This window comes from Sphingomonas hengshuiensis (assembly GCF_000935025.1).
Lineage (GTDB): Bacteria > Pseudomonadota > Alphaproteobacteria > Sphingomonadales > Sphingomonadaceae > Sphingomonas > Sphingomonas hengshuiensis.
Genome location: NZ_CP010836.1, coordinates 2025252 through 2039024, shown reverse-complemented (window position 1 = coordinate 2039024; position 13773 = coordinate 2025252). Strand labels below are relative to the sequence as shown.

The following is a 13773-nucleotide window of genomic DNA, read 5'->3' as shown; positions in this document are numbered from 1 at the left end:
GCACCCGCGCACCATGCTCAAGTCGATAACGATCTCTCGAAAGCTCGCGGGGTCTTTCGGGATCGTGATGCTGGTGGCGACGCTGACGATGGGCTTCGTCTATTACGAGTCCGTCGAGGTTTCGCGAATGAGTGAAATCAACGAAATCGCGGATACCGAGCAGGCGCTGGCTGCCGAGCTTGAGAATGCACTGCTCGCAGCAGTCGCGGCAGTGCGCGGGCAGACGGTCAGCGATGCGCCCACCGATATGGCGGCCTTCACGCGCAATATCGACCGGTTCGATGCCGCCGTGGCCAAATTGCGCCCAATGCTCGACTCGCCGGAGGACAAGGCCGAACTGGAGTCGACGCTGGTGCGCTTCCGCGACTGGCGCCGGCGCACGGTCGATCCGGTCCTTGCCGGCATGTCCGCCAACGATCGCGAGCGCGCCCGCGCGCTCGCCGAGTCGACCAATGCGGGCGATGACCTCCTCCTCCTGCAGGAAGGCGCCGAGCAGCTTCGGATCAGCAAGCATGAGCAAGTCGAACGAAACCTCGAGGCGATCGATTTGGCCGCGCACGAGCAGGAGTTTGCGGTGGTGGCGGGCGGCGTCGTGATCGCAATCGTCTCGCTGCTGCTCTGGGCGGCGTTGCGGCAGTTGCTGGCGCGCCCGATCGTCGCGATTACTGCGCTGATGCGGCGGCTGGCGAGCGGGGAGAACCGGATCGAGGTGCCCGATGCCGAGCGCGGGGACGAAATCGGCGATATGGCGCGGGCGGTGATCGTGTTTCGCGATACCGCCGTCGCCAAGGAGGCCGCCGATCGCGCCAAGGCGCAGTCCGATGCCGAACAGGCGCAGGTTGTGGATACGCTTGCCGCGGGATTGGGCGCGCTGGCCGAAGGCGACCTCACCACCGAAATCGGGCCGGACTTTCCCGGAAGCTATGCGCGCATCCGCCAGAACTTCAACGACGCGATCGACCGGCTCCGCATGCTCATCGGCGCCGTGCGCGACAGCGCGGAAACGATTCGCAGCGGATCGGCAGAGATCGCCTCCGCATCCGAAACGCTTGCGCTACGCACGCAGAGCAACGCCGCCAGTCTCGAGGAAACGACCGCGGCCATCACGCAGATCGACCAAAGGGTCCGCGCCACCGCGCAGACCGCCGTCACCACTTCGGGCAGCGCCGACGACGCGATCGAAGTCGTGCGGGACGGGCGTACGATCACCGACGACGCGGTCCAGGCCATGTGCCGGGTCGCGGAAAGCGCCAAGGGCATCGACGGCGTCATCGAGGGGCTCGACAAGATCGCGTTCCAGACGCGCGTGCTGGCAATGAACGCGGCGGTCGAGGCAGGGCGCGCCGGTGAGGCGGGGCGGGGCTTCGCCGTCGTCGCCGACCTCGTCTCCGCGCTGGCGATGCGCGCCGAGGAAGAGGCGAAGCGCGCGCGTGACCAGTTGAGCGCAACGCAGGCCGACATCAGCGTCGCGGTAGGCGCCGTGCAGAAGGTGGACGGCGCTCTCGCCTCGATCCGCGGCGGGGTGGAGCAGGTTCATGGCCTGATCGGCGATATTGCCCAGGAAAATGGCGCGCAGGCGATGGCAGTCAGCCAGGTGAGCCAGGCAATCGGCGTGATGGACCAGGCGACCCAGCAGAATGCCGCGATGGTCGAGGAGACGTCGGCCGCCGCGCGCGCGCTCAATACCGAAGTGGAGGTGCTGGCCGGTCAAGCCGCGCGGTTCCGGCTGGAGGGTAGCGTGGGCGGCGTGCCGGCGCGGCAGAGCGCCGGCGTGACGTTGCACTGAGCCCATCCCTGTCGAGAAAGCGCAGGCGTTGCCGCGTTAGGGCAGCGTCGGCCTCGGCTCGCGCAACAGCGGAACAAGCTCGCGGTTCAGGTCGTCAAGGTCGAGCGCGCTCGCCTTGGCATAGCGCAGCGTTCCTGCCCGATCGATGATGAACGACGTGGGAACGGCGCGCTCGATCGGACCATAGGGGCCTTTGATCCGCCGCGCCGAGTCGATCGCCAGCTTGTCCAGAAACGGCCTGAGCTTGGAGATCGGCACCGAATCTTCGGTGGCTATGGCGAATACGCGAAGACCCGCGCGCTTCTGGATGCGGTAATAGGTGTCGAGCAGCGGCATTTCGGTGCGGCAGGGCCCGCACCAGGTCGCCCAGAAATTGAGCACCACGACTTCGCCGCGAAGCTGATCGAGCGAGATTTTGGTTCCGTCCAGCAGCGTCAGTTCGGCGGGTGGCGCGGGTTGCCCGATAACAGGCTTCTTGCCGGGAGCCGCGCCGAGAAGGACCATCGGCAAGAGCGCGAGTAACGCGATGCGGATAATTCGCGCGATCCTGCTGGCCATGCAAATATTCCCCCCTGCACCGAGGGTGTGCCAATGACGTTCCGGGGTCAAGCGCAAGCAGAAGCAGCTTTGCACCCGGTAAGCGTTGTCAGCGGTTTCTACCCTTGCCGCGCTGCGGTAGAGGCCTCGAAGCAGCCATCGAATCAGGGGACACCATGAGCATCACGCCCGCCGTCAAGGCTATTCTTGCGAACTATGAGTCCGATAACCCGGGCGTGAAGGCCAATCTTGCCCGTATCCTGATGCAGGGCCGCCTGGGCGGCACCGGCAAGCTCGTGATCCTGCCGGTCGACCAGGGCTTCGAACATGGCCCGGCGCGCAGCTTCGCAGTCAATCCCGATGCGTATGATCCCCATTATCACTATCAGCTCGCGATCGACGCGGGGCTCAGCGCCTATGCCGCGCCGCTGGGCATGATCGAGGCCGGGGCAGACACTTTTGCCGGCCAGATTCCGACGATCCTGAAGGTCAACAGCTCGAACAGCTGGGCGACCGGCATCAACCAGGCCGTGACCGGCGGCGTCGACGACGCGCTGCGGCTCGGCTGCTCGGCGATCGGCTTCACCATCTATCCGGGCGCCGATGACGTGTTCGACATGATGGAGGAGATCAAGGAACTGTCCGCCGAGGCCAAGGCCGTCGGCATCGCGACTGTGCTCTGGTCCTATCCGCGCGGCGGGTTGCTGACCAAGGAAGGCGAACTGGCGCTCGACGTTGGTGCCTATGCCGCGCACATGGCGGCGCTGCTCGGCGCGCACATCATCAAGGTGAAGCTCCCGACCGCGCATATCGAGCAGAAGGACGCAGTAAAGGCCTATGAGGGCACCGATTGGTCGGCGCAGTCGACGCGAGTCGGGCACGTCGTGAAGAGCTGCTTCAACGGGCGCCGCATCGTGGTGTTCTCGGGCGGCGCGGCCAAGGGGGCGGACGCGGTCTATCAGGACGCGCGCGACATCCGCGACGGCGGCGGCAACGGCTCGATCATCGGCCGCAACACCTTCCAGCGTCCCCGCGCCGAAGCGCTCGCGATGCTCGACAAGATCGTCGCCATCTACAAGGGCGAAGAAGCATGATCGCGCGCCGCCCGGCACTCGCGGGTCTTGCGCTCGCGATGCTGGGCGGCCCGGCTTTTGCCACGCGCTCGGCAGGGGACGATGCGGCTGCGTCCTTCGGGATGATCGGCAAGATCAAGGCGCAGCCGGGAAAGCGCGCCGAGCTGATCGCAATACTGGGCGAGGGCACTGGCGCGATGCCGGGGTGCCTGGCCTATCTGATCGCCGAGGATGCCAAGGATGCCGACGCGATCTGGATCACCGAAATCTGGGACACTCAGGCAAGCCACGCCGCGTCGCTCGCGCTGCCCGCGGTGCGCGCGGCGATCGCCAAGGGCCGCCCGATGATCGCCGGGTTCGAACTCAGCGCCGAGACCCGGCCCGTGGCGGGCGCGAGCTTCGTCGGTGATCGCACGAGGCTCGGCGCATGATAGGCGCCTGATCAGGCTGGCTCGCCGGAGCCTTGCGCAATGCGGTGCTTCCCACGATGAGGCTGGAATTCTGCCAGATGCTAAGGGCTCCTAGGCATTCCTTCTGCCCTTGGTTACGCGTCCGGCGACGTCAGGAAGGTCTTCCCAAACCTTCGCAAACGCCTGTTCCGGTGATGCGCCCGCCGCCGTTTCCTTTTGGAGCGCGGCACGAATTAGAGCGAGGTCTTCCTTCTTGGTTGGTCGCTTGGACATGTCGGCCCTCATGCTTTCCACCAATCATATAGGGAGGAGAGCCGCGAAACCACCGGGGATTTGAATTCCTAATCGCCGGGAAACTGAAACTGCGACACTACCCGACTGCGGATGGTGGTGAATGCTAGACGCTTTCGCTAAAGGCCAGGTATGATCGAACTCGAAGATGACGGCCTGCCGCCGCTCGACCCCAATTTCGCCGAGCAGTTCCGCCGCGATGACCGCCGGCCGCCGTGCCAGCTCTACCTCGTGTCGCCGCTCGACGTGACCGGCGGATTCGCCGATCGGCTGCGCAGCGCGCTTGATGCTGGGCCGGTCGCGGCGTTCCAGTTTCGCGTCAAGGACGTCGATCAGCATGAGGCCGCGCGCCTCGCCGAACCGCTTCAGCGCATCTGCGCCGATGCCGATGTCGCGTTTATCGTCAACGACAGCGTCGGGCTGGCCAAGCGGCTCGGCGCCGATGGCGTCCATCTGGGGCAGGACGATGGCGATGCCCGCGATGCCCGCGCCGCGCTCGGCCCGACGACCCAGATCGGCGTGACCTGCCACGCCAGCCGCCATCTCGCGATGGAAGCGGGTGAGGCGGGAGCGGATTATGTCGCATTCGGCGCCTTTTATCCGACCACGACCAAGGCGACCGAACATCGCCCCGAGCCGGTGCTGTTGAGCTGGTGGAGCGCGCTGTTCGAGATTCCGTGCGTCGCGATCGGCGGGATTACGCCGGACAATGCGGCACCGCTGATCGCTGCGGGCGCCGATTTTCTCGCGGTGAGCAACGGGGTGTGGGGCGGCGACGAAGTGGCGGCGGTGCGGGCCTTCAATGCGCTGATGGCGCGCTAAAACCGGTTCCGTCCCGCGCGGATTTCCTCGCGGGCGGTGAACAATGCCTTTGCCGCGCGCGAGGTGTCGCGCAGCACGACCACCACTTCGTCGCCGGCTTCGATCCGTTCGTCGGGGGCGGGGCGGACCATGCGGCCGTCCTGGCCGCGGTTGATCTGGACGATCAGCAGCGCCCCCGCCGCGCGGCGCTCGGCATCCGCAACGGTGATCCCGCACATCGCCGCCCCCTTGAGCACCGCGATCTTCTCCAGATCGAGTCCCAGTTCGCTCAGTTCGCCGCGCGCGCGGGTCATCCGCGCATCGTCGATCAGGTCGGCGCTGGCCGGGAACAGGATCATCCGCGCGATCCGCTCCGCGCCGATATGGGTTGGCAGCACGACATGGTTGGCGCCCGCCTGGCGCAGCTTGCGCTCGGTTGCGGGCGCCTCGCCGCGCGCGATGATCTCCAGCCCGGCGTTGAGGTTGCGGGCGGATAGCGTGATGAAAACATTCGCCGCGTCGTTGGGCAGCACCGTGGCCAGCACCCGCGCCCGCGCGATCCCGGCGTTGACCAGCGCCTCTTCCTCGGTCGCGTCGCCGGGCTCGCACAGATAGCCCATGGCCTCGGCCTCCGCCAACCGCGCGGGGTTGCGGTCCAGCACGACCAGCGGCACGCCGGCGCGGCCCAGTTCCTCCGCCAGCATCACCCCGATCCGCCCATAGCCGCAGACGATGACGTGGTTGGACAGCTTCTCGATCCGACTGTGCATGCGCGTGGCTCCGAAAATCTGGCGAATCTGCATGACCGTTAGGAACTGGACGAGCGCGCCGGTGAACAGGATCATGCCCGTGCAGCCGAGCACCATCGTGAGCATCGTGACCGTGTGGAGATAGGTCGTATCGATCGGATGGACCTCGCCATAGCCGACCGAAAACACCGTGAGGACAACCATGTACGATGCGTCGATCAGGCTCCAGCCCGCCGCCATATAGGCGGTCGTCGCGCCCAGGATGACCGCGCCGACGAACAGCAGGATCGACACGAGGTTGCGCGTCGGCGACCCCAGCACCCCATCCGAGTTTCCGAACATCCCCCGCATGGCCGCGGATGGTGCAGCGCGGCGCGGCACCTGTCCATATCGTTTCCGTAAGGAAACAATCCCGGCGCGGCTCGTTATCTGGCGGAGTGGACGGAGAAGAGCTTATGCGTACCGGAATTGCAGCCTGTTTTCTTATGCTTGGCGCGGGTATTTCGCAGGCTCAACCGCGCGTGGACGCAAAGCCGCCGATCGATTTCTCGATCCTCCACGCGCAGGTCATTCTGGACCATCTCGGCTTTTCGCCCGGCATCCTCGATGGGCGCGAGGGCCAGTCGCTCGTCGCCGCGCTGAAAGGGTTTCAGGAGGCGCGCGGGTTGAAGCGTTCCGGGACGCTCGACGCGCCGACACTGAGTGCGCTGCGCCAGTATCGCGACTGGCGCCCGGTGAAGCGGATGGCGGTCCCGCTCGAGGCGCTGGAGGGGCCCTTCATCAACCCGATGCCCAAGGACCCCGCCGAACAGGCAAAGCTGTCGACGCTGGGCTATACCCGCCCGCTCGAGAAGCTGGCCGAGATGTTCCACACGACTCCCGAGGTGTTGGTCGAACTCAATCCCGGCGGCGCGGCGATCGCCTCGGGCGCCGAGTTCGTCTTCCCGAACGCCATTCCGGTGTCGCGCGATTATGCCGCCGACCTGAAGCCTGAATGGCGCAAGACCCTGGCCGAACTCAATGTCGACGCGACGCAGCCCGAGGCGGACCATATCGTCGTGGACAAGTCGGACAAGGTGCTGCGCGTCCTCGACAAGAACGACAAATTGGTCGCGCAGTTCAGCGCGACGATGGGAAGCCAGCACGACCCGCTGCCGATCGGCACCTGGAAGATCAACGGGGCGGACACCAACCCCAAATTTCATTTCAACCCGGACCTGTTCTGGGATGCCAAGCCGGGTGACGAAAAGGCGATGCTGCCGCCGGGGCCGAACGGGCCGGTGGGCGTGGTGTGGCTCGACCTGTCCAAGGAGCATTACGGCATCCACGGCACGCCCGAGCCGCAGACGATCGGGCGCAGCGAGAGCCATGGCTGTATCCGGCTGACCAACTGGGACGCCGCGCGGCTGGCGCTGATGGTCAAGCCCGGCACCAAGGCCGTGTTCCAGGAATAGGCGATGCTGTGGGTGAAGCGTCTCGGCTGGGGAGTGGCGGCGTTGCTGGTGCTGCTCGCGGTGGCGTTTGCTTCGATGGTGCGGATCACCTTCAATGATCCGGCGCCGCAACCAGCGGCGCCCGTTGATCGGGCGGAGACCGTCGGCGCACGCTCGCCCTCGGGCCCGCTCATCATACCGGTCGAGGGCGTGCGCGCGTCGCAACTGGCGGACAGCTGGGGCGACGAACGGGGCGGGGGGATGCGATCGCACCGCGCGATCGACATTCTCGCTCCGGAAGGCACGCCGGTACGGGCCGCCGCAGCGGGCATTGTGGAGAAGCGGTTTGAGAGCGAGGCGGGCGGGAACACGTTTTATATCCGCACCGGCGACGGTCGCACGGTGCACTATTATGCGCATCTGGCCACCTATGGCGTGAACGAAGGGCAGGCGGTGCGTGCGGGCGACCGGATCGCCACCGTGGGCAGCACCGGCAGCGCATCGGGCGGCGCGCCGCACCTCCATTTCGAGATCAAGACGATGCAGCCCGGCGAACGCTGGTGGCAGGGCGTCAACGTTAACCCCTATCCGCTGCTTGCTAGGATCGGCGACCGCAGCTAAAGGCGCTGCCTTCGCTCTTTCTCAGGCAAACAGGTCTCGATCCATGAAGATCAGCGGCGTGGACATTCGTCCCGGCAACATCATCGAATATGAAGGCGGCATCTGGAAAGCCGTCAAGATTCAGCACACCCAGCCCGGCAAGGGCGGCGCGTACATGCAGGTCGAGATGAAGAACCTCATCGACGGCCGCAAGAACAACGTCCGCTTCCGCTCGGCGGAAACGGTCGAGCGCGTTCGCCTCGACACCACCGATTTCCAGTTCCTGTTCCGCGACGGCGATGCGCTGACCTTCATGGACAAGGTGACCTACGACCAGATCACGCTCGACGCGGGCATCCTGGGCGACGCCGCGGCGTTCCTTCAGGACGGCATGGACGTGGTGATGGAACTGTATGACGAGCGTCCGATCAGCGTCCAGCTGCCCGATACGATCGAAGCGACGATCGTCGAGGCCGATGCCGTGGTGAAGGGCCAGACCGCTTCGTCCAGCTACAAGCCCGCCGTGCTCGACAATGGCGTGCGCATCATGGTCCCGCCGCATATCGCCGCCGGCACGCGGATCGTGGTGGACGTCTACGAACAGACCTACGTCAAGCGCGCCGACTGATGGCGCGTATCGTCCAGGACGTGCGCAGCTTCCGCGCCGATGCGGCATGGGGCGCGCGCGACCTGGTTGAGATCGAGGGCGCGACTGCGCGGCTGCACTGGACCGACCAGCCCTATCGCTGGCACGTCAACGACGGCGCCGAGCTGTTCTGCGTGCTCGATGGCGAAGTCGATATGCGGTATCGCATCGGCGACGCAGAGCATGTCGTTCGGTTGCGTCCCAGCGACATCTTCGTGGCCGATGTCGGCGACGCGCATGTCGCACACCCCGTGGGCGAAGCCCGCATCCTGGTTTTCGAGCGCAAAGGCTCTGTATAATGGTTTCCCACTCCGGCCTTCTCACCGTCATGGACCGCGCCGCGCGCAAGGCCGCGCCGCGGCTCCGGCGTGACTTCAACGAAGTCCAGCACCTCCAGGTCAGCCGCAAGGGGCCGGCGGACTTCGTCTCGATGGCCGACAAGCGCGCCGAGGACACCCTGGTCGAGGAACTGCGCAAGGCGCGGCCCGACTGGGGCTTCCTGCTCGAAGAGGGCGGCGAGATTGCGGGCGATCCGAACAAGCCGCGCTGGATCATCGATCCGCTCGACGGCACCAGCAACTTCCTGCACGGTATCCCGCATTTCGCGATCTCGATCGCTGTCGAGGAGCCGATGGGCGCGGGCGGGCGGACGGAGATCACCAGCGGGCTGGTCTATCAGCCGCTGACCGATGAGAGCTTCTGGGCCGAAAAGGGTCGGGGTGCCTGGTTGCAGGACCAGCGCCTGCGCGTGTCGGCGCGGCGCGATCTGTTCGAGTCGCTCATCGCCACGGGCATACCCTTCATGGGGCATGGCGATTTTGTCGAATGGAGCCGCATCTTCGGCGCAGTCGCGCCCGAGGTTGCGGGCATCCGCCGGCTGGGCGCGGCGGCGCTCGATCTCGCCTGGGTCGCGGCGGGGCGGTTCGATGGCTATTGGGAATCGCACCTGAAGCCGTGGGACGTCGCGGCGGGGCTGTTGCTGGTCAAGGAAGCCGGTGGCTATGTCACCGATTTCCGCGGGCAGGACATGGCGCGCGAGCGCAACCAGTTCCTCGCGGCGAACGATTCGATCCACTCGAAGCTGCACAAGCTCGTCGCCAACGCGCTGCGCTGATCGGCAGCACGCCAGGGGAGCGGTGGCCCGTTCCCGCGGTCGAGAAAGGTGATTTTTTCTTGCTCGCGGGGCGTAGCTCCCTGTCGCGCTGTGGGCCCGCGCCTTGGCCAAAGAACGACCCACTTATTGCGAGTGATTCTCACAGCCTCCGGGCCTTGCCGCACAGGGGGCATAGTCCTAGAAGCCGCCTCAGATTCCGCATCTGCGAGAAGGCATCTTGATCGATCTTTCCCAATATCTGGCGATCCTGCTGTTCCTCGGCGTCGCGCTGGTGCTCTCGAGCGCCTTCGTGTTCCTGCCGATGGCCGTCGGGCGCCTGACCGGTACGCACCAGCCGACTCCGGAGAAACTGTCCGAATATGAATGCGGCTTCCCCGCGTTCGAGGATTCGCGCAGCCAGTTCGACGTTCGCTTCTACCTGGTCGCGATCCTGTTCATCATCTTCGATCTCGAAGCTGCCTTCCTGTTTCCCTGGGCGGTGTCGGTGTTCAAACTCGGCTGGACCGCCTGGTTCTCGATGATGATCTTCATTGCCGAGCTTGCGCTCGGTCTGGTTTACGCATGGAAGAAAGGTGCGCTGGAGTGGGAGTAGAGCTGAGTCCTCCGCCTCCGGGAACGCTGCCAAACGTTGCGTTCCTCGACGACATCAATGCCGAGCTGGGGGACAAGGGTTTCCTGGTCACCTCGACCGAGGAGCTGTTCCAGTGGGCACGCACCGGCTCGCTGTGGTGGATGACCTTCGGCCTGGCGTGCTGCGCGGTCGAGATGATCCACGTCAACATGCCGCGCTATGACATGGAGCGTTTCGGCGCCGCGCCGCGCGCCTCTCCGCGCCAGTCGGACGTGATGATCGTGGCGGGTACGCTGTGCAACAAGATGGCACCGGCGCTCCGCCGCGTGTACGACCAGATGTCCGAGCCGAAATACGTGATTTCGATGGGCAGCTGCGCCAATGGCGGCGGCTATTATCACTATAGCTACAGCGTCGTGCGCGGTTGCGACCGGATCGTGCCCGTGGACATCTATGTCCCCGGCTGCCCGCCAACTGCCGAGGCTCTGCTCTATGGCGTGATGCAGCTCCAGCGGAAGATCCGCCGCATCGGGACGATGGAACGGTGAGGGCGCCTGCTCCCCGTTATGCGCTGAACGACGGCGTGATCGAGGCGGCGCAGGCCGCGCTCGGCGATCTGCTGATCGAGAGCAAGGACGCCGTGGGCGAGGTTTCGCTGACGGTTTCGCGCGACTCGCTGGTCGCCGCGATGATCGCGCTGCGCGATACGCCCGGCCTCGAATATCAGCAGCTCAGCGAGATTGCTGGCGCCGATTATCCCGAGCGGGCCGAGCGGTTCGACGTCGTGTACCAGCTCCTGTCGTTCACCCGGAACCATCGCATCCGCGTGCGCGTGACCACCGATGAGGAAAAGCCGGTGCCGTCGGTGACGGGCATCTGGCCGGTCGCAGGCTGGCTGGAGCGCGAAGTCTACGACATGTACGGCGTGCTTTTCGACGGCAACACCGACCTGCGCCGCATCCTGACCGATTACGGGTTCCAGGGGCATCCGCTGCGCAAGGACTTCCCGCAGACCGGCTATGTCGAGCTGCGCTATTCCGAAGAAGCCAAGCGCGTGGTCTATGAGCCGGTCAGCCTGGCGCAGGACTTCCGTACCTTCGACTTCATGAGCCCGTGGGAGGGCGCGCAATATGTGCTCCCCGGCGACGAAAAGGCCGCGCCGCAAGCGGCTGGCGCTCCGACGCCGGCGCCCGCAGCCCCTGCGCCCGCGCAGAAGGTAGAGCCGAAGGCCGACGTCCCCAAGACCAGCGAAAGCACCGCGACCACCGGCTCCGGCCAGCCGCACCCCGGCAACAAGGCCGATGAAAAGCCCGCCGACCCCGATGTCGGCCCGGGCAAGGGGCAGAACCAATGAGCGAGTATCTCGACGAGATCGCGGGGCGCACCGACGGCGACAAGCTGGAGTCGGGCGATACCCAGATCGCGAACTACACGATCAATTTCGGCCCGCAGCATCCTGCGGCGCACGGCGTGCTGCGTCTCGTCACCGAACTCGACGGCGAGATCGTCGAGCGGATCGATCCGCATGTCGGCCTGCTCCATCGCGGCACCGAAAAGCTGATCGAATACAAGACCTATACCCAGGCGCTGCCCTATTTCGATCGCTTCGATTATTGCTCGCCGCTGGCGATGGAGCACAGCTATGTGCTCGCGGTCGAAAAGCTGCTCGACCTCGAAGTGCCGCTGCGGGGCCAGTATCTGCGCGTGTTCTTCGCCGAGCTGACGCGCATCTGCAATCACATGCTGAACCTGGGTTCGCACGTGATGGACGTCGGCGCGATGACGCCGAACCTGTGGCTGTTCGAAATCCGCGAGGATTGCCTCAATTTCTTCGAGCGCGCCTCGGGTGCGCGGATGCACTCCAATTATTTCCGCGTCGGTGGCGTGCGGCAGGATGTGCCGCTCAAGCTGCTGACCGACATTGCAGACTGGCTCGACACGCGGCTCCCGCGCCTGTTCGAGGATGCGATCAGCCTGGTGGCCGAGAACCGCATCTTCAAGCAGCGCAACGTCGACATCGCCGTGGTCAGCCGCGACGACGCGATCAAATGGGGCTTTTCCGGCCCGATGATCCGCGCTGCCGGCATCCCATGGGACCTGCGCCGGTCGCAGCCCTATGACGTGTATGACCGCATGGAATTCGACATTCCGGTGGGCACGCGCGGCGATTGCTATGACCGGTTCATGGTGCGCGTCGAGGAGGTCCGCCAGTCGGCGCGGATCATGAAGCAGTGCCTCAACGAAATGCCCGAAGGCCCGGTGTTGACGCTCGACCGCAAGGTCGCGCCGCCGAAGCGCGGCGAGATGAAGCATTCGATGGAAGCGCTGATCCATCACTTCAAGCTGTTCACCGAAGGCTATCACGTGCCTGCCGGCGAAGTGTACGTGGCGACCGAGAGCCCCAAGGGCGAGTTCGGCGTGTATCTGGTCGCCGACGGCACCAACAAGCCGTATCGCTGCAAGGTCCGCCCGACGGCGTTCAGCCATCTTCAGGCAATGGATTTCATGACGCGCGGGCACATGCTGGCGGACATCACCGCTATCTTGGGTGCGATGGACATCGTGTTCGGGGAGTGTGACCGGTGAGCGCCGATCGGATTGCCACGACGCACGAAATGATCGCGCGCTACAACGCGCAGGATGCCGATGCTTATGTTGAACTGATGACCGAGGGCGCGTGCGAGGCGACCTATCGCGGCGCCGTGCTGCGCGAGGGGCGCGAAGGCGTGCGTTCGGGGCTTAAGGCGATGTTCGCCGAGTTTCCCGAAAATCGCGCCGACATCCTGACCAGCTATGCGCTGGGCGAGACGGTCGTGCTCCACGAGAAGGTCTCGCGCTCGCCCGACGCCGAGCCTTTTGAAGTGATGTCCATTTATACGTTCTCCGACGACAAGGTCGATCGGGTGGAGTTTATCCGCTGATGGCTGACGCACCCCAACTCCCAGACGACACCGAAACCCGCGTACGCTGGGGCAATTTCGCCTGGACCGAGGCAAATGCCGAAAAGGCGCGCGAGATTATGGGCCGCTATCCGGCGGGCCGGCAGATGTCGTGCACCATCCCCTTCCTCGACCTGGCGCAGCGCCAGGTGGGCGCGGAGACCAACACCCAAGGCTGGCTGCCGGTTCCGGTGATCGAGTTCATCGCGCGCGAACTGGCCATGCCCTATATCCGCGTGTTCGAAGTCGCGACTTTCTACACGATGTTCAATCTGGTGCCGGTCGGCCGTTACCATGTGCAGGTCTGCGGCACGACGCCGTGCATGCTGCGCGGGTCCGACGACGTGCTGGCGGCGTGCAAGAGCCGTGGCCTGAAGAAGGGCCACACCACCGCGGACGGGCTGTTCACGCTCACCGAGGTGGAATGCTTGGGCAGTTGCGCGTCGGCGCCGATGGTGCAGATCAACGACGATAATTTCGAAGACCTGACCTATGATCGCACCGTCGCGATCCTCGACGCGCTGGCCAAGGGCGAGAGCCCCAAGGCGGGCACGCAGGAGCCCGGTCGCCACACCGTCGAGCCGGTCGGCGAACCGACCAACCTCGCGGCGATGAAGGCCGAGAACCACGATTATCGCGGGGAATGGGCATGAACGCCGATACCAAGAACCTGCTCTTCATCATCCTCGCGGTGGTCGGCGGGTTCGTCGTGCTGGGCTGGGTGCTGAAGATCGCATTCAAGCTGATCGGGCTGTTCATCGTGCTGGCGATCGCGGTCGGCGGCTATCTGGTTATCAAGAAGCTTGTGGAGCAGGGCCGCTAA

Annotated in this window: 18 protein-coding genes; 16 read left to right on the top strand and 2 right to left on the bottom strand. The window is 65.4% G+C overall.

Annotated elements, in window-relative coordinates; all coding sequences use genetic code 11:
* Positions 1 to 13 precede the first annotated feature (13 nt).
* Positions 14 to 1786 carry a methyl-accepting chemotaxis protein gene (locus TS85_RS08950; protein WP_227698730.1) on the top strand — a complete coding sequence of 591 codons (1773 nt, stop codon included), beginning with the start codon at positions 14 to 16 and terminating at the stop codon, positions 1784 to 1786.
* 36 nt (positions 1787 to 1822) lie between these two features.
* Here the strand turns inward: TS85_RS08950 and TS85_RS08945 are convergent, their stop codons facing one another.
* Entirely contained in the window at positions 1823 to 2344 is a 522-nt protein-coding gene (locus TS85_RS08945) for a TlpA family protein disulfide reductase (RefSeq protein WP_044331715.1), read from the bottom strand.
* 155 nt (positions 2345 to 2499) lie between these two features.
* Here TS85_RS08945 and TS85_RS08940 point away from each other — a divergent pair, with 155 nt between their 5' ends.
* From TS85_RS08940 to thiE, 3 genes are all read left to right on the top strand, one after another.
* Positions 2500 to 3417 carry a class I fructose-bisphosphate aldolase gene (locus TS85_RS08940; protein WP_044331714.1) on the top strand — a complete coding sequence of 306 codons (918 nt, stop codon included), beginning with the start codon at positions 2500 to 2502 and terminating at the stop codon, positions 3415 to 3417.
* Positions 3414 to 3827 (top strand): putative quinol monooxygenase, encoded by a 414-nt coding sequence (locus tag TS85_RS08935; RefSeq protein ID WP_077228533.1) that lies wholly within the window; start codon positions 3414 to 3416, stop codon positions 3825 to 3827. Before TS85_RS08940 ends, TS85_RS08935 begins: the two co-directional genes overlap by 4 nt.
* A gap of 402 nt (positions 3828 to 4229) precedes the next feature.
* A complete protein-coding gene (gene thiE / locus TS85_RS08930) occupies positions 4230 to 4919 on the top strand; it encodes a thiamine phosphate synthase (RefSeq protein WP_173426221.1) in 690 nt (229 codons plus the stop codon).
* Here thiE and TS85_RS08925 read toward each other — a convergent pair.
* A complete protein-coding gene (locus tag TS85_RS08925) occupies positions 4916 to 5998 on the bottom strand; it encodes a potassium channel family protein (protein WP_044331712.1) in 1083 nt (360 codons plus the stop codon). The two genes, thiE and TS85_RS08925, sit on opposite strands and share 4 nt — an antisense overlap.
* Positions 5999 to 6132: 134 nt before the next feature.
* Between TS85_RS08925 and TS85_RS08920 the strand changes: the two genes are divergently transcribed.
* The 12 genes from TS85_RS08920 (at position 6133) to TS85_RS08865 (ending at position 13773) form a co-directional block, all read left to right on the top strand.
* Positions 6133 to 7101 (top strand): L,D-transpeptidase family protein, encoded by a 969-nt coding sequence (locus TS85_RS08920; protein WP_173426269.1) that lies wholly within the window; start codon positions 6133 to 6135, stop codon positions 7099 to 7101.
* 3 nt (positions 7102 to 7104) lie between these two features.
* Positions 7105 to 7701 (top strand): M23 family metallopeptidase, encoded by a 597-nt coding sequence (locus TS85_RS08915; RefSeq protein WP_044331707.1) that lies wholly within the window; start codon positions 7105 to 7107, stop codon positions 7699 to 7701.
* A 43-nt stretch (positions 7702 to 7744) separates the two neighbouring features.
* Positions 7745 to 8308: an elongation factor P gene (efp, locus tag TS85_RS08910; RefSeq protein WP_044331705.1), complete on the top strand. Its 564-nt coding sequence runs from the start codon at positions 7745 to 7747 to the stop codon at positions 8306 to 8308.
* Positions 8308 to 8625: a cupin domain-containing protein gene (locus tag TS85_RS08905; protein ID WP_044331703.1), complete on the top strand. Its 318-nt coding sequence runs from the start codon at positions 8308 to 8310 to the stop codon at positions 8623 to 8625. The genes efp and TS85_RS08905 overlap by 1 nt, the downstream gene beginning before the upstream one ends.
* On the top strand, positions 8625 to 9440 hold the full coding sequence (locus TS85_RS08900) for an inositol monophosphatase family protein (RefSeq protein ID WP_044331702.1): 816 nt from the start codon (positions 8625 to 8627) through the stop codon (positions 9438 to 9440). The genes TS85_RS08905 and TS85_RS08900 overlap by 1 nt, the downstream gene beginning before the upstream one ends.
* Before the next feature lie 217 nt (positions 9441 to 9657).
* Positions 9658 to 10032, top strand: coding sequence for an NADH-quinone oxidoreductase subunit A (gene ndhC, locus TS85_RS08895; protein WP_044331700.1), 375 nt, complete (start codon positions 9658 to 9660; stop codon positions 10030 to 10032).
* Positions 10023 to 10559, top strand: coding sequence for a NuoB/complex I 20 kDa subunit family protein (locus tag TS85_RS08890; protein ID WP_044331698.1), 537 nt, complete (start codon positions 10023 to 10025; stop codon positions 10557 to 10559). Before ndhC ends, TS85_RS08890 begins: the two co-directional genes overlap by 10 nt.
* The gene (locus tag TS85_RS08885) at positions 10556 to 11365 is read left to right on the top strand and encodes an NADH-quinone oxidoreductase subunit C (protein WP_044331697.1); all 810 of its coding nucleotides are present in this window, start codon (positions 10556 to 10558) and stop codon (positions 11363 to 11365) included. The genes TS85_RS08890 and TS85_RS08885 overlap by 4 nt, the downstream gene beginning before the upstream one ends.
* Positions 11362 to 12597, top strand: coding sequence for an NADH-quinone oxidoreductase subunit D (locus TS85_RS08880; RefSeq protein ID WP_044331695.1), 1236 nt, complete (start codon positions 11362 to 11364; stop codon positions 12595 to 12597). Before TS85_RS08885 ends, TS85_RS08880 begins: the two co-directional genes overlap by 4 nt.
* A complete protein-coding gene (locus TS85_RS08875; protein WP_044331692.1) occupies positions 12594 to 12932 on the top strand; it encodes a nuclear transport factor 2 family protein in 339 nt (112 codons plus the stop codon). Before TS85_RS08880 ends, TS85_RS08875 begins: the two co-directional genes overlap by 4 nt.
* On the top strand, positions 12932 to 13603 hold the full coding sequence (locus TS85_RS08870; protein ID WP_044331691.1) for a complex I 24 kDa subunit family protein: 672 nt from the start codon (positions 12932 to 12934) through the stop codon (positions 13601 to 13603). Before TS85_RS08875 ends, TS85_RS08870 begins: the two co-directional genes overlap by 1 nt.
* A complete protein-coding gene (locus tag TS85_RS08865; RefSeq protein ID WP_155006349.1) occupies positions 13600 to 13773 on the top strand; it encodes a hypothetical protein in 174 nt (57 codons plus the stop codon). Before TS85_RS08870 ends, TS85_RS08865 begins: the two co-directional genes overlap by 4 nt.

Excerpts from the sequence above, each read along its gene's own strand:
- efp (WP_044331705.1), top strand. The coding sequence starts at position 7,745 with ATGAAGATCAGCGGCGTGGACATTCGTCCCGGCAACATCATCGAATAT.
- TS85_RS08900 (WP_044331702.1), top strand. The coding sequence starts at position 8,625 with ATGGTTTCCCACTCCGGCCTTCTCACCGTCATGGACCGCGCCGCGCGC.
- TS85_RS08915 (WP_044331707.1), top strand. The coding sequence starts at position 7,105 with ATGCTGTGGGTGAAGCGTCTCGGCTGGGGAGTGGCGGCGTTGCTGGTG.
- thiE (WP_173426221.1), top strand. The coding sequence starts at position 4,230 with ATGATCGAACTCGAAGATGACGGCCTGCCGCCGCTCGACCCCAATTTC.
- TS85_RS08865 (WP_155006349.1), top strand. The coding sequence starts at position 13,600 with ATGAACGCCGATACCAAGAACCTGCTCTTCATCATCCTCGCGGTGGTC.
- TS85_RS08880 (WP_044331695.1), top strand. The coding sequence starts at position 11,362 with ATGAGCGAGTATCTCGACGAGATCGCGGGGCGCACCGACGGCGACAAG.
- TS85_RS08950 (WP_227698730.1), top strand. The coding sequence starts at position 14 with ATGCTCAAGTCGATAACGATCTCTCGAAAGCTCGCGGGGTCTTTCGGG.
- TS85_RS08940 (WP_044331714.1), top strand. The coding sequence starts at position 2,500 with ATGAGCATCACGCCCGCCGTCAAGGCTATTCTTGCGAACTATGAGTCC.
- TS85_RS08920 (WP_173426269.1), top strand. The coding sequence starts at position 6,133 with ATGCTTGGCGCGGGTATTTCGCAGGCTCAACCGCGCGTGGACGCAAAG.
- TS85_RS08870 (WP_044331691.1), top strand. The coding sequence starts at position 12,932 with ATGGCTGACGCACCCCAACTCCCAGACGACACCGAAACCCGCGTACGC.
- TS85_RS08935 (WP_077228533.1), top strand. The coding sequence starts at position 3,414 with ATGATCGCGCGCCGCCCGGCACTCGCGGGTCTTGCGCTCGCGATGCTG.
- TS85_RS08905 (WP_044331703.1), top strand. The coding sequence starts at position 8,308 with ATGGCGCGTATCGTCCAGGACGTGCGCAGCTTCCGCGCCGATGCGGCA.
- TS85_RS08945 (WP_044331715.1), bottom strand. The coding sequence starts at position 2,344 with ATGGCCAGCAGGATCGCGCGAATTATCCGCATCGCGTTACTCGCGCTC.
- TS85_RS08925 (WP_044331712.1), bottom strand. The coding sequence starts at position 5,998 with ATGCGGGGGATGTTCGGAAACTCGGATGGGGTGCTGGGGTCGCCGACG.